We start from the raw sequence: 20,293 nt of genomic DNA on the forward strand, positions 1-20,293 counted from the left end.
AATGAATACAAAACAATTGGCAATGAAAGTTAATCGACATTACTCAAATTCGTTTGTGTTGGGTAGTGCTTTACTGGGTAAAAAGTATGAACACGTTCTTTCTGGTTTTTTCTTTGAGAAAACCAGAAATAGTATTTATGTGTATCGATTTTTCTTTCCTTTATTTGATAACTCGACACCAATACACCTTTTATTCAGTGAGAGAATTGCAAGTATTGCTCTAGTAGAACAGAATTTTGTCAAGAAAAGTAATACTGAGTTGATAAATAATCTGATTGATATTATCGAGCTGCAAAAGGAGGTGTTCGAGGCGGTTATTAGTCTTGAAGATTTTTGCTCTTATATGGAATCAAACAATGGGATTTTAAGTAACGCTCATGGTCAACTTATTTATGCGTTTACAAATAGCTTGTTGGAAAAGCATGACGTAGCAGAAAATTACTTAAATAAGGCTTTCCCCCTGTTACATAAAACTAAATTAGAGATCTGCAAACAAGCATTATCTTTACTAGTAAGCTCTCCTGAGGAATTAATGAACTTTTTAGCAATGGAAGAAAGTAGTTTTAAACTAAGGTATTTGACTAACCAGTAAGACGTATATGGACTCCTCAGTGTTGTTTGTCAAAATAACGTCATAACTTTTCCCAATTTAAATATCGAACGATTTGGCAAAGTTACGACGTTTTTGCCCTCCATGAATGGAGGGTAAGGGAGTAACGCAGGGAGCAGTTACTTTGGCGGCACGGCAACGGAAAACTACGTATATAACGGCTTTGGTGATTTTATTACAAAGGCAGGTAAAGCCTTCCAATTTGAAGATGAAAACCGCAACCGACCTAGCGGGTTTGACGGTCAAAGTTTTGCCTATAACTTAAATGGTGATTTGGAGTACGCTAACGGCAACCAAATTGCTTACCATAGTTTCAATAAACCATCTATGTTGACTAAGGATGATTCAAACTGGACTCGATTTAGTTATGGTATGGGGCATTCAAGATACTATCGTAATGATTTAAGAAATCAGAAAAATACCCATACGTTATACCTAGGTGTGATCTGAGAAGGTATATACGGTCAGTAACGGCAAGCATAACTTTGAGTATAAATTCTACGTTGGTGATGTAGTAATTCGCGAAACAGTCAATCAGTCAAAAGCGACCGAAAGTTATCTGCATAAAGATCATTTAGGTAGTCCAGTTAGCATTACTGATGAAGATGGCATCATTGTTCAACGGTCTATTTATGACCCATGGGGTAAATCGACATCAATTACTGATTCGTACTCTGGCTTGAATCTACATGACAGTGTCACTTTTACCGGACATGAAACAGTCTCTGGCTTAGATATCATCCATATGAACGGTCGGATCTACGATCCAACTATAGGGCGCTTCTTGCAAGCCGACCCACATATTCAGGCACCAAGTAATAGTCAAAACTATAATCGTTATTCGTATGTGTTGAATAACCCGATGAGTTATACCGATCCGAGTGGGTATTTCTTTAAAAAGCTGCTGAAAGGTGTTCAAGAGATAACTGGTACGGGGCATATACTTCGAGCGTTAGCGGGTAACAAATACCTCAACATGATTGCGCAAATTGGCCTTGCTGTGGCTTGTGGTCCAGCAGCTCCAGCGTGTATGGCAGCCTATAGCGGAGCACAGACTTTTGCTGTAACAGGTAGTTTAAATGCAAGTATTAAGTCAGCTGGTATCGCCTATGCAACAGGGAAAGCATTCCAACAAATTGGTGAGTATTTCAATGAGCTAGGAGGTGATAACCTAAGGTCTGCAATTGCAGGCTCGACAGAGAAAACATACAGTTTTGGTGGGAATTTACTTACCCCTGGACAAATAGCAGGACAAATATCGGCACATGCAATAGTCGGTGGAATAGCAGCAGAGTTACAGGGTGGTAAGTTTGGACATGGTTTCTTTAGTGCGGGTGTTACTAAAGGCGCAGGTGGTGCATTCTTACCTGGAGGAGCTAATTTATCTACATCAGAAGTTATCCAAGGTACTGTTATCTCTGCTGTTATTGGTGGTACTGCATCGGTAATTTCAGGAGGTAAGTTTGCCAATGGTGCAAAAACAGCTGCTTTTCAGTATTTATTGAATCAGGCTGGGCGTTCAGCAAATGCAAAGAGGTTGAAACAAAAGAGAATTAATGCGCTCTTGCAAGGTGCTCAAGATGGTCACCTTACTTTAGAAGAAGCTAAAGCTTGGTATCGCCATGCTAATGGCGCTTCTTTAAATGTTGATATGTCAAAAATTGATTTTGGGTCTATATCCGCATCTGATTTTCCTAATGGTGTAGGTAGTTCTGAATATATTAATACGTTTTTTAAAGATACACCTGATGGGAACGTTTTGGGGAGTATAAAACTTACACTGACATCTCAAAATACTGTTGTTGCAACTTTCGGTTATGATGGCTATGACTTTAATATTAACTGGAGTGATGGTCGACTACTTCGAAATGTTGCGACTGCCGTAGGTGATACTTATCATGGAAGTGGAACGCCATTTAGAATTTATTTACAGGGTACAGGAACATTAAATCCATGACATATAAACGTTTAGCTTTTTTAGCAGTTTTTTGCTGTATGGTTGGTATCTATTTGTACTACCCTATATCCTCTGATGAGGCCAGCAATTATTGGTAAATACACAACGCCAAGGAATTCAAGGTTTACAAGGGACTAAAAAATAAAGTTTTCGCGCTAAATTTGTCGAGATAGGTCAATCGATCACAACAAGTGTGGAAAAAGATCACAGACAAAATGATTTAAGTGTTGCATGCTAATACCATAATTAATTGGCTTGCATAATTTTGAATTCTTTAACGAAAAGTAAAAAGCACCTTAGTTTCGATGCGTTGCGAAAAGCCATGTCATCGCATATTGAAAGTTTTGATGATCCTCGTCAACAAGGCAAGTGCACGTACACCCTTCACGATACAGTCATGAGTGCGTTTGCTTGTATGTATTTTCAAGACCCTTCGCTGGTTCAATTCCAAAAAAGACTAGAGAGAAAGTATCAACGAAGTAATTTAAATACCCTATTTCGTATCAAAGAGACGCCCAAAGACAACCAGATGAAAGACATTCTGGATACCATAGACAGTGAATGCTTTGCACCGGTTTTTAAAGATTACTTTGAACGACTTAGACGTCATCATCACTTACAAAGCTTTGAAGTGCTACCTGGTAAACTCCTTTGTGCCATTGATGGAACTCAATACCACAGCTCCAAAAGTGTCCACTGTGACGGCTGCCTAACGAAGCAACATCGTAATGGCGAAATCACCTATAACCATGCGGTATTACAAGGTGCCATTATGCATCCAAGTCAGCGACAGGTTATTCCGGTTATGCCTGAAGCCATAAAAAATACAGACGGTGCGAAAAAACAAGACTGTGAAATGAATGCGGCTAAGCGCTTTGTAAAAAGGCTGAAAAAAGCTCACCCTCGTCAATCCTTTATTATTTGCGGTGACGGTTTAATGTCGAAACAACCCTTAATCGAATCGACATTGGCAGAAGGGTTTAGCTTTCTATTTATGGCAAAGAAAGATGACCATAAGTACCTGTATGACTGGTTAGCGGCTTATGAGTCACTATCTAGTCAGTCATACACAGATGAAAAAGACGTGACTCACCAATTTAGTTGGCAAAATGATGTGCCACTTCATGGTGGCGAAAAGAGTATCCATGTCAATTATCTAGAATATCGGCAAATCAAAAAGGGTAAACAGACATATCTTGGTAGCTGGGTCAGTGACATTGAGATAAATAAAGACAATGTGATTGCGTTGGCGAAAGCAGGGCGCTGTCGATGGAAAATAGAAAACGAATGCTTCAACAGCCTTAAAAACCAAGGGTATGAAGTTGAACATAACTACGGTCATGGCCACGAGAATTTAAGTTACAACATGTACCTACTGACCTTGCTTGCCTTTTTCTACCATCAAATCTTTGAATTGACAGATGGAGCGTACCAACAGTGTCGGCAAGAGTACGGTTCAAAGCGTTTTTTATGGGAAAACTTCAGAGTCACAATCCGGTATGTTTTGTTTGATTCATGGGCAGATTTAATGACTCATCTACTCACAGACCATGAAATTACAGAGGAAGCTTATTATCGACCTTAAGTAGAGAAATTGTGAATAAAGGATGCTGAAGCATAGGTTCACCCCTGCGCGAAGCATAGAGATTAAATGGGTCCCACCAATCTAAGATGGCTTAACTTGGCAAAATAACAGTAAAAAGGCCATCAGTGCTTGCATATACAGCTTCACCAATAATTGCTGTGATGAGGCAATGAAACGTGCAGAAGACGAACTTTTATTTTATTGTACCGACCTTAATTTGGATTGCTCAGCATATAAATTAAATGGTCTTGTTAAAGATGACGGGGACTTACGTGTTTATGAGTGGGTGGCTAATGATGATCCTAATTACATATTGCATGTTAGAGTGCCATATAGACGTATAGGTGATGCTACATTTGGTTTAATTGGTGCAGATGTCACTGTAGGCAGTATAGGCAGGTAATTGTTTTGTTGGTTACACAAATGTAGGTTGTCGGTGTTTTTAGTAGAGCCAGTGATATTACTATCGCTGGCTCTACTAAAAACCGTCGTTGTTGTAGGTTACAAAATTAATGTCATAACTTTTGCCAAATTATGTCTCTTTTGCTACTTCAGGTATGACATCAAGTAGAAGTTGAACCTGTTGTTTGTACTTATTGCTCATGTGTATTCCTCTAGTGCGTGTGGAACGGTTTGGCTGTGCATCAGGGATATGATTATGTGTCAGCATTTCCAAATTATGGGGGGAAGTTAATGATCCAAATGGAATATAAATTTAGTCGAAGCACCGTTAATGAGTAATAATCTTTTCCGCCAATATCGAAATAGAGTTATTGATTCATGCGGTGAATCACAGCAAGTCGTAACTGTTGTTTACCAAAATAATGTCATAGCTTTCGCCAATTTAAATATCGAACGATTTGGCAAGGTTATGACACTTTTACCACGATAATATCGACCGATTTTTTCGCCTTACCAAATTCTTATCGCACGATCTGCCAACCCCGATCATAACCCTTCCCGAACTGCATCATACTTTTAACCAAACTGCCGTCATATATGATAATTTTGGTCATCTGAATATGATTAAAATTTCGCAATGACCAAACGTAAAACGCCTGAGGTTTTAACTCAGGCGTTGGCTTTATGATGATCTGGCATATTGGGTTTAACTATTCATCTTTCTGTTCTTCATTTTCCTTCAACTTTAAACGACTGCGATGATGTTGGCGTATTTCTTCCCCATAACTTGCGACTAGCATGGCTCGAATATCGTCTAGGAATTGGTTTGGTTGAAGAAGCTTTAGAAGTTGGACTACATAGTAGTCTTTTTCGACGATAGTTGGATTGCCTAAACCAAGCGCATCCGAAACATCGACAAAGTAGGAGCTATCTATCAAGGTTTACACCTTGATTGCCGATCACAATTTTTCGCTTAAAACGAGATGAAGTAGGTTTTACTTTAACCTGACTCGGGATTTGGGTGCTAAGCCCATCAATATTGAGCTGTGATAGGTCATCTAGCGTATAGTTAGTCCCAAGCCTTTGTAGTGCTTCAATCAGCACACCATCCGCTCCAGCGTTATTATCTGGCATGATTTTACCGGTAATTCGATTGATACGCGCTTTGGCGTATAGGCCATAGCCAATTTTCATTAGCTTGCCTGCGGTTACTAATTCACGTAGAACTCGGCCAACTTGATCATAACCACCAACGTCTTCAAAATCTGAACGCATAAATACAGTCTGTTTCGCGCGGCTTAAGCGATTACTGATTGTACTTTTAATAGTCATGACAAACCTCCAAATTGATGATTTAATTCTATGCAAAAATACGACATTCAGCAATGCAAAAATACGACACTTTGCATGAGTAGGATTGAATACAACTAGATAATTGTTGAGATAAATATCTCTTCTAATGTCTTGCATATACATATGAACGGTCGGATCTACGATCCAACTATAGGTCGATTCTTGCAGGCAGACCCGCATATTCAAGCACCAAATAATTCGCAGAACTATAATCGTTATTCGTATGTGTTGAATAACCGGATGAGTTATACCGAGCGATTTTTTGCCTTGCCAAATTCTTATCGTACGATCTCCCAACCCTGATCATAGTTTTTACCAACCACCATCATACATTCAACCAAATTGCTGTCAGATATGACGATTTTAGCCATCTGAATATCAATTTAATTTTGCTATGACCAAGCGCAAAACGCTCAAGTTGTTAACTTAGGCGTTGGTGTATGACGATCTGGCATAATTGTAGCAATTTACAATATTTGCGCTAACCATTCGATAAATGGGTGACTTAGGTAGACATATAAAAACATTATGCCTAACCATATACATAACATAGCTGTATTGGCCGTGAGTAAACTTAGAAAGTGCAGTGGTTGTAATGTTAGTTGCTGAGTTAAAGCTTGTTGTCGTTTGGCATTGGCCTGTTGAGTGGCGTTTTGTTGTTGGCAATGCTGGCCAATAAGCTGGGTAATAGCCGTGAGTTTTTCGGGGCTTCCGGCAATTTTTAACGCGGCTAAGTCACAGATTATTTCGCTATCATTGCTGTAATGCGTGCGAATTTGTTGTTTTAATTTGTGTGGCCATATTGTTGTTAAACAAAACAATAGCCATTTACGTAGGTTGTCGCGGCGGCTTGCATGACAAAACTCATGGGCGAGCACGCACGCTAATTGCCGCTCGTTAAGTTTATTGACTAACTTATCGGTTACATACACCTGAGTTTGCCAGTAGCCAATACACCAAGCAGACATGGCATCGGCTTTAACCAGCCGATAATTGGCCGCTTGCTCGCTAGACAGTTGCTTAAGCGCCGCCACATAATGCCGGCTAATAAACAGTTGGCGTCCTAGTATAAATAAGGCGGCCACGACTAATACCAAAAATAGGCCGAGTAAAAAAGCTCCTTCAATGGGCGTGGTGTCAAAATGTAAATTGTGTGGTCCGCATAATTCGCCATGGCAATGGCTGGCGACGAGTGTGCTAGGTAGATTAGGTGATTGCAGTAGCAATAATACTAAACTGGCCGAAATAATCGGCGTTACAACATAAATCAACTGCAAGGCATTGCGTTGATACACATTCAGCTTGTTTAGTAAGTGACAAGTAAAAGGGTAAAGTGCGGCAAACAACCAAGTTAGGCTAACGCTTAATAACAACCAAGTTACCGCTAAATTGGCAAACTGGGTTAGGGAGCTAGTCATTGGTTTAATTCTTAGGTTTAGGGTTGTCGGCTAGGTGTGGTCTAACTTGCGGAGTGACTGCGCTTTCTTGCTCGGTTTTTGTGTTGGGCGAAGCCGAGTTGTCGTCGCCAATAAATTGCATAAAGCCTGAAATCATCGGGGCTTTGTCGCCACCACTGATCTGACTAGCAATATCTTGCATTAATTGACTAATGATGGTGCTTTGGCTGATCGCGGCTTGATATACGTAATGCCGCCCTTGTTTTTCACGTTTAACTAGGTTTTTGCGATACAGGCGTTCAAGCGTGCTTTGCAGGGTACTCAGCGAAAGCTGTTGCTCTGCTATTTGCTCTAATACTTGCTGGACTGATTGATGCGGCTTGTGCCATAAAATACGCAAAACTTCGATTTCGCGTACACCTAAACTAGGCACTGTTTGTTGGCTGGATTTGTTGCCAAACCATTGGCTCAACCCCTTGCTAATACCTTTCACGAAAACCTAGCCCTTATCGGTTTTTAACTCTTAGCTAATAATGAGCGCAATTCTTGATAATTATCAGCGATAAGTCAACGCCCTAGGAGAAAAGATGAGCAAGCTGACTTTACCATTATTGCTGTCGTGCAGTTTACCTGTTTTTGCGCACGAGCAAGCCGCAGAGACAATTGAAGTACAAGGTCGAGCCTTGAATTTAGTGGGTAGCTCGGTGTCTGCCTCCGAAGGGGTGGTTGGTCAAAAAGAAATTGCCTTGCGCCCGCTATCGCGCACGGGTGACGTATTAGAATTGGTGCCAGGAATGGTTGTTACCCAACACAGCGGAACTGGCAAAGCCAACCAATATTTTTTACGTGGCTTTAATTTAGATCACGGAACCGATTTTGCTACGGTTGTTGATCACATGCCTGTCAATATGCGTTCACATGGTCATGGCCAAGGGTATACCGATTTAAACTTTTTAATACCAGAAACCATACGCCAAGTGAGCTATAAAAAAGGTGCATATTATGCCGATGTCGCTGATTTCAGTGGCGCTGGCAGTGCGCATTTTAAAACAGTGTCTAAGTTGTCTCATGGTAGTGTTGGGTTAACGCTAGGTGAGCATAGCTTTCAACGTTTAGTCGCAATGCAAGACGTGAGCCTTGGTCAAGATACATTATTGGCGGCGGTTGAATTAAATCGTTATCAAGGACCCTGGACCAACATTGATGAAGATGTCGATAAACGTAATCTGTTATTAAAGTATGAAACAGAGCTAGATCACGGCCAATTTGGCCTCACTTTTATGGGTTATGAAAATACTTGGAATAGTGCAGATCAAATTCCAAGCCGTGCCGTTAAGCAGGGTTTAATTGATGCGTTTGGCTCAATTGATGACAGTGTTGGCGGTACCACAGATCGTTATAGTTTAAGCACTTACTATCAAGCAAATAACTGGCAAGCTTCTGCTTATGTTATTCAATACGGTTTGAATTTATGGTCTAACTTTACCTATTTTTTGGATGATCCACTCAATGGTGATCAATTTGAACAAGTTGATGACCGTTGGATATACGGTGGGCAAGCCAGCTTAGATTTAGATGGCAATTGGCTGGGTGTCGATAGTAGCAATACTTTAGGTGTTGATTTTCGGCTTGACGATATTAGCGAGGTGGGTTTGTACCATACCAAGCAACGATCTCGCTTAGGTGTCACCCGCAGCGATGCGATTAATCAGCATAGCTTAGGTTTATATTGGCAAAACCGCATTGAATGGACTCATCATTTAAGCTCTGTTGTCGCGGCGCGTTATGATTATTTTGATTTTGATGTTAAAGATAAAGCTGGTGTTAATCGTAACAATGTCGATTTATCCGTTAACAGCGGTCAACAATCAGATGATTTGTTGTCGTTAAAAGGCAGTGTAATTTATACCTTTAATCCAGCATGGGAAAGCTATGTTTCGTTTGGCCAAGGTTTACACTCGAATGATGCGCGTGGTACAACCATTAAGGTTGATCCAGTCGATGGTAGTGCAGTACAAACGGTTGACCCGCTTGTACGATCAACCGGTTACGAAATTGGCTTGCGCGGTTTTATTGACGAAAAAATTAACACTTCCATTGCGCTTTGGAACCTAGAACTCGACAGTGAATTACTGTTTGTGGGTGATGCCGGTAATACCGAAGCCAGTGGCGCATCTAAGCGTCAGGGTGTCGAGCTTACCGCTTATTATCATATCAACGAAACATTCAGTTTTGATGTGGAATACGCCTATACCGATGCTAAGTTAGACGATGGCAGTGCAATTCCAGGAGCCGTTGAGCATGTGCTCCAAGCTGGGCTTAATTTAGATTATGCCAACGGCTGGTTTGGCAGTTTACGCACGCGTTATTTTGGTGAACGCGCGTTAATTGAAGATAGCACAGTGCAGTCTGATCCGACTCACATTTGGAATTTACGTGCTGGGTATAGTACGGATAAATGGACGGTCACAGCCGATATTCTCAACTTAACTAACGAGCAAGATCACGACGTTGATTACTTTTACGAGTCGCAACTTAGCAATGAAGCCAGCCCACTAGAAGACATTCACTATCATGTGTTAGAGCCAAGAACAGTGCGTATCAGCGCTAGCTTGCGGTTTTAATAAAAGCGCTCTTTGTTTAAAAGTCCCATGGCACGTGGTGGGAGTCGTACGACTACCGCCACCATACGGGTTATTTATGTTGCATAAGTAAACATAAATATAACCAGACACCCATCTAATAAACCAAAGCCAACTAAACCAAAGCCAACTAAACCAAAGACAGTAACGCTGCGACTAATTTTTGGTTGTCATAAATATTGGGGTTTTGTTTATCCACAAGGCTTACGTCAATGACTTGAATGCCTTGTTTTTGTATATATTCAAACGGCACGCCACCTGGGTAATTGCCGTTTTTGCTGTCGAGTAGAACAAAGCTAATTAGGCGGTTAGCTTTTACTTTACGCTTAAATGTTTTGCTTAGAGCAGATATGAGGGTTTCAATCGCATGTTGTAAGCTCATGCCTATTTGTTCGGGGTCGACACCTAAATTGGGAATAAATACCTTGGGGTTTTCGTTGTGTAAAATAGCTTGTGGCACACCTTCAGGTAATAAATTAGCTAATAAGCTGGTGTAAAAGCTGCCCATGGGGTAGCACAGGAGTTCGGCTTTTTCGATTAATTTGCGGTTCTTTTCTACTAAAATGGCTTGGGCGGGTTTGATTTGGGTATTGGATGAACTTAAATACAAATGTTTAATTGGGCTGTCGATGGGGGCGACTTCTTTACCGGTTAAATTATGTTGACCAATAATGCGTTTACCATTTTCTAATTCGGCCACTAGGTGTAAATGGTCGTTGACTACTGCGCGTACCGTACCTTGTACGTTAACCAGTTTAGAGAACAGAAAAATAATCTGATCCAAATTTTGTTGGTTGTTCAAATAGCCGCCCGACAAGATTAAGTTACCTATGCTTGCACCTCGTAGATCAAAACCTTTTGGCATATTTTGGTAAAACACGTTGAGTTGGGTGCAAATTAGGTTGCGCATAGGGTTGGCTATATCGTTTACTAACTCATCTTCGCCAGCGATCATGTTTTCTAATCGGCTTAGCAAACTTTTGTGTTTTTGTTCTATCGGCAATCTAAAGTTAAACAAACGATAAATTTCAGGATGGCCGGTGATAGATTCATCGGCTAACGCCATTAATCTGCTACGTAAATCGCCAATAGCCGGCATATTAAACGCATCACGTAATTTAGCTGAGCTACCACCAGAATCGAAAGGCGTTACCAAATGGGTCGAGTTATGCGTATACAGTTTTAGTATGCGGCTCAAGCCATTAAGTGCTGAGCCGCCGCTAAAAAATAAAATGCTAGGGCCAAGCTCAGGTATTTTTTGATAGCGGCTCATACGCATAGGATCAGGAATAGTGACTTGACGGCTAACTTTTATATGACTCATGGGTGTTGTTGGTCCTAAAGCTAATTTGGCTGCTAAAAAGAATGGCGTAATGTGTATGTAACAACGTTAGCTGTAGCTTGTCTACCTTATCTAACCCTGATTGGTAATGAGGTTATTTTTAACCTAAAGATTGTTATCAGCAATGTATCAATAATGTAAGCTATTTGCTATTGATAGTTTTTAGGTTTGTTTTAAGTGTGTTGCCGCTGTAAACGTGTTGAGTAACTTAGACAGAGTGAAGGCGATAACCATAGCTAAGTTGTTGCTTTTATAGACATTAAACTTCATTAAGGTTCGATTATTAGGCGCTATTGTTCTAATACAAGCGAAAAATTTAGCTAAACTATATTGGTAATGTAGGTCGAGATTTATTGGGATCGTTAATAGATCGTGTTGTTGCAGACTTTTATAAATTTCGATCTACATTATTTTGTTCCACTCTAGTTTAACTAACAAATACCTGTTCAAAAAAAACAGCGCTTTTCTAGGGCTGAATTTATTTAGGCTAGCTCTTGATTTGTCGATGTAATATCGCGCCCATTGATGAGCTGTGGTTAAATTCAACTATTCTAAATCTATCTGTTCGGTACGGTGGTTCATTATTCATTCATTTGATAACGATAATACTATGCACACCGTTATTGGTGTAATACTGTGATGAGTCAAGTTAACAGAAAATGTTGTTGTTAAATTCTCATGTAATATTGCTCTGAACCATTTGTAAATACAGGTTTACAAAAATATCGTCTTATTCGAATGGCGATAATCTTGTCATTCTACTTCTCAGTTTTACTAAGCTTCGCTTAACTTGTTTATATAGTCAAAGCGATCAGGTTTTAGGGGAAGCCGTCAAGCTTCGAATTCCCATGAGCATATGCTCTATTATGTGATTGGGGTGAGTAAGCGCTGACAATGAACCATAAGACCTGAGCGAGAAGACTATAAACTCTATTTTTACGTGAGCGAAGAGGTAGCGCATGCTGTTTAACCCGTTAGGCACAGATGGCTTTGAGTTTGTCGAGTATACCGCCGCTAATCCACAAGGTATCGAGCAGCTTAAATTGCTGTTTACCCAGTTAGGTTTTGCGCAAGTTGCTAAGCATAAATCTAAGCAGGTGTGGTTGTTTAAACAAGGCGATATTAATTTTATTGTTAATGCTGAGGCCGATTGCCAAGCGGCGGAGTTTGCAAGCAGCCATGGTGCTAGTGTTTGCAGTTTGGCATTTCGGGTTGAAAATGCGCGTTTGGCGTTAGATTACGCAATTAATCATGGAGCAAAACCCTTTACAAGTCGAGTTGCGGCGATGGAGCTTAATATTCCCGCCATTTATGGTATTGGCGATAGTACATTGTATTTGGTTGATCGTTATGGGGAACAGGATATTTATCATATCGACTTTGAGTTTTATCCCGACTGGCAATCAAAAGTATTGCAACAAGACGTGGGACTGACGCAAGTCGATCATCTCACTCACAACGTTTACCGCGGTCACATGGACCAATGGGCTGACTTTTATCAGCGTATTGGTAACTTCCAACAAATTCGTTATTTCGATATTGAAGGCCAACTGACAGGGTTAGTGAGCCGAGCTATGACATCGCCTTGCGGCAAAATTCGTATTCCTATTAATGAGGCCACTGATGAACAATCACAAATTGAAGAATTTCTTACGGCTTATCACGGTGAGGGTATTCAGCACATTGCGTTGAGCACGCGAGATATTTACCAAACAGTAGAAAAACTCAAGGTTAATGGCATACAGTTTATGCATACTCCAGCTATTTATTATCAAAATTTAGCCGAACGTATTGGCCAACATAATGAAGATATGGGCCGTTTGCAGCGTGAACAAATATTAATGGATGGCTCATTGGGTAAAGAGGGGCTGTTACTGCAAATTTTTACCAATACCGTTATAGGTCCGGTGTTTTTTGAGATCATTCAACGCAAAGGTAATCAAGGCTTCGGCGAAGGTAATTTTCAAGCTTTGTTTGAATCAATAGAGCAGGAGCAAATCCGCCGAGGCGTCCTAACCGATAAGGCCAGCCAGTCCCATTAATGGTTGCAAACTGGGTTAACGTTAACTAACCAAAATTGATTGGGAGTTCATTATGCGACAGTGGATAAAACCTTCACATTGTGAGGGACAAGTGTCAAAGCAAGCCCACGCGGATTTACCCGATCAGGCGATCTATGAGCGAGAAATTGGTCGAGAGGGTTTTTACGGCCCTGCCACACATATGCATCACAAGCATGCGCCCACGGGGTGGACAGACTGGCAAGGTGAGCTAAAACCACGGTTATTTAATTTAAATCTGTGTGTTTGTCATAGTCAATTGCCTTGGCAGCAGGTGCCATTGCTAGAGAATCAATATTGTAAGCTAAGGTTTTGGCTTTGCGAAAATGACATGGCGCAGTTGGTACGTAATGCCGATGGTGATGAGTTACTTTTTGTGCATACTGGGCATGCTCAACTGTTTTGTGACTACGGCCATCTTAGTGTGAGTGAAGGGGATTACGTATTGATCCCCCGTGGCACTATGTGGCGGTTGGACCACACTGACAATTTGCGGCTTTTAATGATTGAAGCCACAAATAGCCATTTTCAATTGCCTGATCGTGGAGTGTTAGGCCAGCATGCGTTTTTTGATCCGGCCATGTTGCAACGCCCGCAAATTGATGAAGCGTTTATTGAGCAACAAGACGAAAAGCAACATCAACTAATTATTAAACGTCATGAAAAGTGGTCAACCTTGACCTATCTATTTAACCCTTTGGATGCTGTGGGATGGCATGGTGATCTGTCAGTTGTCAAAATTAACTGGCGTGATTTACGCCCTATTACTAGCCATCGTTATCATTTACCGCCCTCAGCTCATACGACTTTTGTTGCTGAGCAGTTTGTGGTGTGTACCTTTGTGCCTCGTCCGATTGAAACTGATCCGGGAGCATTAAAAGTGCCTTTTTACCATAGCAATGATGATTTTGATGAAGTCCTGTTCTACCATGCTGGCCACTTTTTTAGTCGCGACAATATTTCCTCCGGTTGTTTGACTTGGCATCCAGCGGGCTTTACGCATGGCCCCCATCCCAAAGCCTTTACGGCTGGGTTGCAAGGTAGCAGAAAATATACGGATGAAGTGGCGGTGATGATAGACTGCCGCCATGCGTTAACAACTTGTGATGGGTTATTAGCGGCGGAAGATCCTAATTATGTTAATAGCTGGCAAGCTTAAAACCTAAGGTATAGTCTTCTCGCTCAGGTCTTATGGTTCATTGTCAGCGCTTACTCTCGACTTTGGCTCCTGCGTCGTTCTACTACCTAAATCCATTTAGGCAGCCCCAATCACATAGTAGAGCATATGCTCATGGGGTCTCGAAGCTTGCCTACATGGATGTAGGTAAGGAGCGTGAGCACGGATGCGGTAGCTTTGACGGCTTCCCCTAAAACCTGATCGCTTTGACTATAAGTATTTATGTTTTCAGCAATAAGAGAATCAAGATGAAACTAGCAAGCCTTAAAACCAACCAAGAAGGACAATCTAGCCGCGATGGTTACTTGGTTGTTGTAGATAGAAGTTTACGCTTTCAGGTTGATGTTAGCCATATTGCTGAAAATATGCAGCAAGCGTTAGATAGTTGGGCTAATGTTGCGCCCGTATTGCAGGCGATTTACGTTTCACTTAATCAAGGGCGAGTGCAAAATGCTCAGCCGTTTGACGTAACACAATGCTTGTCACCTTTACCGCGCGCTTATCATTGGGCCGACGCCAGTGCCTATGTCAATCACGTGGAGTTGGTACGTAAAGCGCGTGGTGCAGCAATGCCCGAAAGCTTTTGGCATGATCCACTGATGTATCAAGGTGGTTCCGATACGTTTTTAACCCCGAACCAAGATATTTGTATGCCGACAACCGATTGGGGTATCGATTTTGAAGCGGAATTAGCGGTGATCACTGACGATGTGCCTTTTGGAGTGTCTGCGCAAAATGCACAGCAACACATCAAATTACTGATGTTGGTCAATGATGTATCGTTACGTAATTTAATTCCTGCAGAACTCGCAAAGGGGTTTGGTTTTTATCAAAGTAAACCTTCTAGCAGTTTTTCACCTGTGGCGGTTACGCCGGATGAATTAGCATCAAATTGGCGAGACGGTAAAGCACACTTGCCGATGCGCTGTTATTTAAATGACGAATTATTTGGTCAGCCGAATGCAGGCATAGACATGACGTTCAATTTTTACCAACTGGTGGCTCATGCGGCTAAAACCCGCGCATTAGCGGCAGGAACCATTATTGGCTCTGGCACGGTTTCTAATTGCGATCGTGCGTTGGGCAGTTGTTGTATTGCAGAACAGCGCATGCTGGAAATATTAGAGTTTGGGCAGGCAAAAACCTCATTTTTACAGTTTGGGGATACAGTTAAAATTGAAATGCAAGATGAGCAGGGAGCCACTATTTTTGGGGCAATACAGCAAAAAGTGACGCGCCGAGCAGAAAGTTAGTTATCTTGAACTAAACTAAGGTTAGTTCATTCTCAACTTGGGTTTGCTTGTGAAACTTTACAGTTATTGGCGCTCTTCAGCGGCGTATCGCACCCGTATTGCATTAAATTTTAAACAACTTAACTACAAAATTGTGCCGGTTAATTTGGCGCCAGACAGTAACGAGCAGCAAACCGCCACTTATGGTGAAGTTAACCCAGCACGATTAGTGCCGGCGCTTGACGATGACGGTTTTATTATTCACCAGTCAATGGCTATTATCGAATATTTGGACAACAAATATCCGCAACAAAGGCTGATCCCAGAAGATAGTCAATCCGCCGCTCAAGTTAGAGCTATTGCGCAGGATATTGCTTGTGATATTCATCCGTTAAATAACTTGAGGGTTTTGAATTATTTACAAGATAAAATTGGCATAGACGACAAGCTAAAGCAATCTTGGTATCACCATTGGTTACACACTGGGTTTGCAGCGATTGAACGACAATTGCGTCATTGTGCTGGGCATTACGCTGTGGCTAACAACTTTAGTTTAGCTGACGTGTGTTTGGTGCCTCAGGTTTACAATGCCTTACGCTATAAGCTGGATATTTCACCTTATTCTATGATCCAGCGCGTGTATGGTCATTGCCTAGAACTTGAAGCGGTTCGCAAAGCCAAGCCTGAAATTCAACCAGATGCAGTTCACAGCCGATAACTTAAATACTTAGCGGAGGTAACAATAATGAAGAGAATAGGCTGTGTTAGTTCCATCACTGAAATGGATGTTATTGCCCGTGTACCTTTGTTTAAACAGTTGACCTCGCAAGAGCGCAGTTTTATTGCCGGCGACGAAGTGGCATTTTTTCAAGCGGATAAAGGTGATTTTGTTATTCGTGAAGGTGAATCCGACAGGTGCTTTTATGTCTTGCTATCAGGTGCCTTGCAGGTAATAAAGCATGAGCAACACAAACAAGTGGCAGTGATAGAACCTGGAGAATTTGTCGGCGAAGTGGCGTTTGTGACTAGTCAAGCCCGAACAGCCGATGTTATCGCCAGTGATACTTGTATTCTATTAAGGGTTGACCAAGCCTTAATGGCTAAATTGCCTGCAAAATTAAAAGAACGAATTAACGAGCAATTAATAAGTGCATTGGTCAGCCGAGTGGAGCATCTTACTGAGCAAGTATTTGATTTAAGTGAACAACTGGAATGCGCCATGCAACAAGACGAGGACCAAGCGGCATCTGTGCATATCGATGGTCAAGAGCAAGTTAAAGAAGTGTTTGGTGGTTAACCCTATTGATCCAACAATTTTGTCTTACGAGGTAAGTTTTTACCCCAAGTGACAATATAAATCACGCCAATAATACAACCGAATATTGTGCCAAATAGGTGGGCATCGGTTGCAACATTTGCATTAATTAGTTCGGCGACTTGCATACTACCGCCTGCAATTTGTTCCCAAATGACTTTACCAATAACAAACAGCAGAATAAGTTCGCCACCATTGACTTTACGTTTGATATCTTCAATGGCACCAAAGCAGAAAAGACCATGCAAAATCGCGGAAAAGCCAACGTAATGAGTATAACTTTGCCACATAACAATGCTAGCGGAAATGGCTAAACCGAGCAGCAAGCTAACAATAGCTAATTTGTATTTAGCATAATATTCGCCATGTAAAGCCCATACTGCCAGTACACCACCTAAGTTGAGCAAGCTGTGATAGGTATTACTGTGCACTAAATGGCCGGTAATTAAACGCCACCATTCACCATTGTTACTAAGAGCTGGAATTAAAGCCCAGCTAGCGTTTAATTGTGTTTCACCAGCCGTTGTCAGCAAAATAAGTGCGCCAAGGGTAATAAAAGGCAGACTGAATTGGCGTTGGTAAGGCAGCTGTTTTATGATGGCGAGCATTATTAAAAAATTCACTTATTGGCTGATTGTAGTTAGATGTCACGTGTTATTTGCCAAACTTGCTTTCGACCGCAAAAAGCATGTATTTGTCACCTAGTGCAGGTTGTCGAAAATTCGGCTTCGGTGCGTATTATTCAACATTGTAAGGAAGTAACACAAGCCAAAGGCACGGCAAAGTTGGCTGAGTTGTGTTTAAGTCGTTGCGAAATCGAAGTGATCAATCCAGAAACTCAGTTTTGGCAACTAGCGACTAACCAAGTGGTGTTATTTCCAGCTGATAATGCTATTGATGTTGAAAAGTGGTGGCAGCAGGTCCAAGTTGCTGAGCGTAATAGTCCAACAGTAGATGGTGATAAACGGAACAAAGTGGCTGTGTTCCATGAACCTAGTATTGTTTTGTTAGATGGTACTTGGCGCCAAGCGAATCAGTTGTTGCGTGCTTGTCGTAATTTACAAAATGTGCAGTTTATTCGTTTATGTCCGACGATAATTGATGAAAAAGCGTCTAATCTTCGTGATTTGTCGTCAATATCGCCAGCATCGAAAAAGAATAGCCAAGTTCATACAACAGAGCCAGCGACAGGTTATGCAAGGTTGCGTAAAGCAAAACGTACAGATTCTTTGTCGACTATACAGGCTATAGCCGCTTGTTTAATTAGCAGCAAAATTGATAAAAATGCCGGTTTAGAACTAATAAAAATATTCGAACGTTTTGTCGATTTTCAATTAAGGTTTCGCCCGCAATAGGGTGTTTTATTATGTTTAAAAATATTATTCGATTAACACCCAATACGTTATTCGCTTGCTTAATGACAGTATTCGCGGCGCTATCTACAATCAGCTGTGCGTCAAGCTCTATTGTTCAGTCAGAATCAAGCATAAGTAGTAACAGGAAAACCCCAGCACAAATTGAAACACGAGAACCTGAAGCTGCGACAGGCGTTACCCAGCAGCAACTTGTGGTTGCCGAAAAGTTTATGGTCGTGGCGGCTAATCCTTACGCCAGCCAAGCGGGCTTTAATATATTACAGCAGGGTGGTGATGCAATAGACGCTGCGGTTGCTGTGCAAGCCATGCTAACCTTGGTTGAACCACAATCATCAGGCATTGGTGGCGGTGCCTTTATTTTATATTGGAATAATCAAGCAAAAAAATTATTCAGCATTGATGCGAGAGAAACGGCTCCAGCTGCCGCCACACCTGAGTTATTTTTGGATGAAACCGGTAAACCAGTTAAATGGATTAAAGCGGTTGTTGGAGGGCGCTCAGTCGGCGTACCCGGTGTTTTAGCTGGATTAGATTTGGCGCACAAACGCTGGGGAAATCTGTCATGGTCAGCCTTGTTTGACGATGCCATTGAACGTTCTGCTAATGGTTTTAGCGTGTCACCTCGTATGGCGAAAATGGTTGCTATGGCCTATAACCCAGGAATTAAACAGTTACCTGAAGTTAAGCGCTATCTATATCCAAATAACAAACCCGTGGCGGCAGGGCATCTACTGAAAAATCCTAAACTGGCGCAAACGTATCGGATCATCGCAAATCAAGGCGCACAGGCTTTTTACCAAGGACAACTCGCTGAGTCTATAGTTAGTGCGGTGCAAAACGCACCGATTGCGCCGGGTACATTATCGCTCGCTGACTTAGCTAATTATCAAGCGGTTTATCGTCAGCCTATTTGTGCTGAATATCGCCAACAAAAGCTCTGTGGTATGGCGCCGCCTAGTTCAGGAGGAACTACAGTATTACAAACATTGAAGCTGCTCGAACCCTTTAATTTAGGTAAGCAAGCTAATTCGCTAGCCGCTATTCATCTTATTAGCCAAGCTGCGCGTTTAGCGTTTGCGGATCGTAATCGTTATATTGCTGATCCTGATTTTGCGCCAGTACCGGTTGAGCAAATGTTTAACGACGACTATTTAGCAACGCGTCGCCAATTAATTCAATCTAATCAGGATATGGGTAAGGCTGTAGCCGGAGTTTTGGCGCCAGTCGGCAGTGATAATGCGATTGAGCGGCCAAATACCAGTCACTTTTCTATTATTGATAAGCAAGGCAATGCTATTTCGGTGACCACGAGTATAGAGATGGCGTTTGGTTCTGCATTAATGGTCGAGGGCTTTTTACTTAATAATCAATTAACTGATTTTTCATTATCGCCTACTCAAGGGGGGAAATTAGTCAGTAACCGAGTTGAGCCTAATAAACGGCCTCGTAGCTCGATGGCCCCTTTTATTGGTTTTGATAAACAAGGTGAGTTATCTATGGTGCTTGGCTCTCCTGGAGGCTCTCGTATTATCAATTATGTCACGCAAAATATTATTGGCATGATTGACTGGCAACTCGACCCATTGCAAGCCGCTAGCCTGCCACATTTTACTCATCGTAATGATTATCTTGCGTTAGAGAAAGCTACTGAAATCACTGAGCTAGAGGTGCAATTATCGGCTATGGGGCACAAAGTGAAAGTCATCAATTTAAATAGCGGCGTTCATACCATCCAAGTAAAAAACGGCAAGTTGTTGGGAGCGGCAGATCCGCGGCGTGAAGGAGTCGCGTTAGGACAATAGCAGGAAAATTTGTAGTTTTATTGGCTTAGGCAATACTTAAGAC

19 protein-coding genes are annotated in these 20,293 nt (G+C 41.6%); 13 read left to right on the forward strand and 6 right to left on the reverse strand.

What is annotated here, in order from left to right; all coding sequences use genetic code 11:
• Position 1 precedes the first annotated feature (1 nt).
• The 4 genes from C2869_RS05435 (at position 2) to C2869_RS05450 (ending at position 4,555) form a co-directional block, all read left to right on the forward strand.
• Positions 2 to 592: a hypothetical protein gene (locus C2869_RS05435; protein WP_108601992.1), complete on the forward strand. Its 591-nt coding sequence runs from the start codon at positions 2 to 4 to the stop codon at positions 590 to 592.
• Between the two features lie 646 nt (positions 593 to 1,238).
• Positions 1,239 to 2,567, forward strand: coding sequence for an RHS repeat-associated core domain-containing protein (locus C2869_RS05440; RefSeq protein WP_228710817.1), 1,329 nt, complete (start codon positions 1,239 to 1,241; stop codon positions 2,565 to 2,567).
• 322 nt (positions 2,568 to 2,889) lie between these two features.
• Complete coding sequence (locus tag C2869_RS05445; protein ID WP_108601012.1) at positions 2,890 to 4,152, forward strand: hypothetical protein; 1,263 nt, start codon at positions 2,890 to 2,892, stop codon at positions 4,150 to 4,152.
• A gap of 169 nt (positions 4,153 to 4,321) precedes the next feature.
• Positions 4,322 to 4,555 (forward strand): hypothetical protein, encoded by a 234-nt coding sequence (locus tag C2869_RS05450; protein WP_108601994.1) that lies wholly within the window; start codon positions 4,322 to 4,324, stop codon positions 4,553 to 4,555.
• A gap of 709 nt (positions 4,556 to 5,264) precedes the next feature.
• On the opposite strand, the gene C2869_RS22570 is transcribed toward C2869_RS05450, so the two are convergent.
• Positions 5,265 to 5,492 carry a hypothetical protein gene (locus C2869_RS22570; protein WP_108601995.1) on the reverse strand — a complete coding sequence of 76 codons (228 nt, stop codon included), beginning with the start codon at positions 5,490 to 5,492 and terminating at the stop codon, positions 5,265 to 5,267.
• A complete protein-coding gene (locus C2869_RS05460) occupies positions 5,482 to 5,886 on the reverse strand; it encodes a DUF6088 family protein (protein ID WP_108601996.1) in 405 nt (134 codons plus the stop codon). The genes C2869_RS22570 and C2869_RS05460 overlap by 11 nt, the downstream gene beginning before the upstream one ends.
• A 144-nt stretch (positions 5,887 to 6,030) precedes the next feature.
• Here C2869_RS05460 and C2869_RS05465 point away from each other — a divergent pair, with 144 nt between their 5' ends.
• Complete coding sequence (locus tag C2869_RS05465; protein ID WP_108601997.1) at positions 6,031 to 6,210, forward strand: RHS repeat-associated core domain-containing protein; 180 nt, start codon at positions 6,031 to 6,033, stop codon at positions 6,208 to 6,210.
• A 164-nt stretch (positions 6,211 to 6,374) separates the two neighbouring features.
• Here C2869_RS05465 and C2869_RS05470 read toward each other — a convergent pair whose 3' ends face one another.
• Complete coding sequence (locus tag C2869_RS05470; protein ID WP_108601998.1) at positions 6,375 to 7,325, reverse strand: M56 family metallopeptidase; 951 nt, start codon at positions 7,323 to 7,325, stop codon at positions 6,375 to 6,377.
• Between the two features lie 4 nt (positions 7,326 to 7,329).
• On the reverse strand, positions 7,330 to 7,797 hold the full coding sequence (locus tag C2869_RS05475; RefSeq protein ID WP_228710772.1) for a BlaI/MecI/CopY family transcriptional regulator: 468 nt from the start codon (positions 7,795 to 7,797) through the stop codon (positions 7,330 to 7,332).
• Positions 7,798 to 7,891: 94 nt separating this feature from the next.
• Here C2869_RS05475 and C2869_RS05480 point away from each other — a divergent pair, with 94 nt between their 5' ends.
• Complete coding sequence (locus C2869_RS05480; RefSeq protein WP_108601999.1) at positions 7,892 to 9,928, forward strand: TonB-dependent receptor; 2,037 nt, start codon at positions 7,892 to 7,894, stop codon at positions 9,926 to 9,928.
• A gap of 148 nt (positions 9,929 to 10,076) precedes the next feature.
• On the opposite strand, the gene C2869_RS05485 is transcribed toward C2869_RS05480, so the two are convergent.
• Complete coding sequence (locus C2869_RS05485; protein WP_108602000.1) at positions 10,077 to 11,270, reverse strand: GAK system CofD-like protein; 1,194 nt, start codon at positions 11,268 to 11,270, stop codon at positions 10,077 to 10,079.
• 977 nt (positions 11,271 to 12,247) lie between these two features.
• Here C2869_RS05485 and hppD point away from each other — a divergent pair.
• From hppD to C2869_RS05510, 5 genes are all read left to right on the forward strand, one after another.
• The gene (gene hppD / locus C2869_RS05490; protein ID WP_108602001.1) at positions 12,248 to 13,330 is read left to right on the forward strand and encodes a 4-hydroxyphenylpyruvate dioxygenase; all 1,083 of its coding nucleotides are present in this window, start codon (positions 12,248 to 12,250) and stop codon (positions 13,328 to 13,330) included.
• A gap of 52 nt (positions 13,331 to 13,382) precedes the next feature.
• Entirely contained in the window at positions 13,383 to 14,507 is a 1,125-nt protein-coding gene (locus C2869_RS05495; protein WP_108602002.1) for a homogentisate 1,2-dioxygenase, read from the forward strand.
• Positions 14,508 to 14,773: 266 nt separating this feature from the next.
• Positions 14,774 to 15,778 carry a fumarylacetoacetate hydrolase family protein gene (locus C2869_RS05500; protein WP_108602003.1) on the forward strand — a complete coding sequence of 335 codons (1,005 nt, stop codon included), beginning with the start codon at positions 14,774 to 14,776 and terminating at the stop codon, positions 15,776 to 15,778.
• Positions 15,779 to 15,827: 49 nt separating this feature from the next.
• Positions 15,828 to 16,475, forward strand: coding sequence for a maleylacetoacetate isomerase (gene maiA, locus C2869_RS05505; RefSeq protein ID WP_108604970.1), 648 nt, complete (start codon positions 15,828 to 15,830; stop codon positions 16,473 to 16,475).
• 27 nt (positions 16,476 to 16,502) lie between these two features.
• Complete coding sequence (locus C2869_RS05510) at positions 16,503 to 17,054, forward strand: cyclic nucleotide-binding domain-containing protein (protein WP_108602004.1); 552 nt, start codon at positions 16,503 to 16,505, stop codon at positions 17,052 to 17,054.
• A gap of 2 nt (positions 17,055 to 17,056) precedes the next feature.
• Here the strand turns inward: C2869_RS05510 and rrtA are convergent, their stop codons facing one another.
• A complete protein-coding gene (gene rrtA, locus C2869_RS05515; protein WP_108602005.1) occupies positions 17,057 to 17,680 on the reverse strand; it encodes a rhombosortase in 624 nt (207 codons plus the stop codon).
• Between the two features lie 36 nt (positions 17,681 to 17,716).
• Here rrtA and C2869_RS05520 point away from each other — a divergent pair, with 36 nt between their 5' ends.
• Complete coding sequence (locus C2869_RS05520; RefSeq protein WP_108602006.1) at positions 17,717 to 18,427, forward strand: DTW domain-containing protein; 711 nt, start codon at positions 17,717 to 17,719, stop codon at positions 18,425 to 18,427.
• A gap of 11 nt (positions 18,428 to 18,438) precedes the next feature.
• Positions 18,439 to 20,250: a gamma-glutamyltransferase gene (ggt, locus tag C2869_RS05525; RefSeq protein ID WP_228710773.1), complete on the forward strand. Its 1,812-nt coding sequence runs from the start codon at positions 18,439 to 18,441 to the stop codon at positions 20,248 to 20,250.
• Positions 20,251 to 20,293 lie beyond the last annotated feature (43 nt).

It is taken from the genome of Saccharobesus litoralis (assembly GCF_003063625.1).
GTDB lineage: Bacteria > Pseudomonadota > Gammaproteobacteria > Enterobacterales > Alteromonadaceae > Saccharobesus > Saccharobesus litoralis.

Coding starts and splice junctions, on each gene's coding strand:
- C2869_RS05470 (WP_108601998.1), bottom strand. CDS start 7,325: ATGACTAGCTCCCTAACCCAGTTTGCCAATTTAGCGGTAACTTGGTTG.
- C2869_RS05460 (WP_108601996.1), bottom strand. CDS start 5,886: ATGACTATTAAAAGTACAATCAGTAATCGCTTAAGCCGCGCGAAACAG.
- C2869_RS05495 (WP_108602002.1), top strand. CDS start 13,383: ATGCGACAGTGGATAAAACCTTCACATTGTGAGGGACAAGTGTCAAAG.
- C2869_RS05485 (WP_108602000.1), bottom strand. CDS start 11,270: ATGAGTCATATAAAAGTTAGCCGTCAAGTCACTATTCCTGATCCTATG.
- rrtA (WP_108602005.1), bottom strand. CDS start 17,680: ATGCTCGCCATCATAAAACAGCTGCCTTACCAACGCCAATTCAGTCTG.
- C2869_RS05510 (WP_108602004.1), top strand. CDS start 16,503: ATGAAGAGAATAGGCTGTGTTAGTTCCATCACTGAAATGGATGTTATT.
- C2869_RS05480 (WP_108601999.1), top strand. CDS start 7,892: ATGAGCAAGCTGACTTTACCATTATTGCTGTCGTGCAGTTTACCTGTT.
- C2869_RS05465 (WP_108601997.1), top strand. CDS start 6,031: ATGAACGGTCGGATCTACGATCCAACTATAGGTCGATTCTTGCAGGCA.
- C2869_RS05435 (WP_108601992.1), top strand. CDS start 2: ATGAATACAAAACAATTGGCAATGAAAGTTAATCGACATTACTCAAAT.
- C2869_RS05450 (WP_108601994.1), top strand. CDS start 4,322: ATGAAACGTGCAGAAGACGAACTTTTATTTTATTGTACCGACCTTAAT.
- ggt (WP_228710773.1), top strand. CDS start 18,439: ATGTTTAAAAATATTATTCGATTAACACCCAATACGTTATTCGCTTGC.
- C2869_RS05520 (WP_108602006.1), top strand. CDS start 17,717: ATGTCACGTGTTATTTGCCAAACTTGCTTTCGACCGCAAAAAGCATGT.
- C2869_RS05500 (WP_108602003.1), top strand. CDS start 14,774: ATGAAACTAGCAAGCCTTAAAACCAACCAAGAAGGACAATCTAGCCGC.
- C2869_RS05445 (WP_108601012.1), top strand. CDS start 2,890: ATGTCATCGCATATTGAAAGTTTTGATGATCCTCGTCAACAAGGCAAG.
- hppD (WP_108602001.1), top strand. CDS start 12,248: ATGCTGTTTAACCCGTTAGGCACAGATGGCTTTGAGTTTGTCGAGTAT.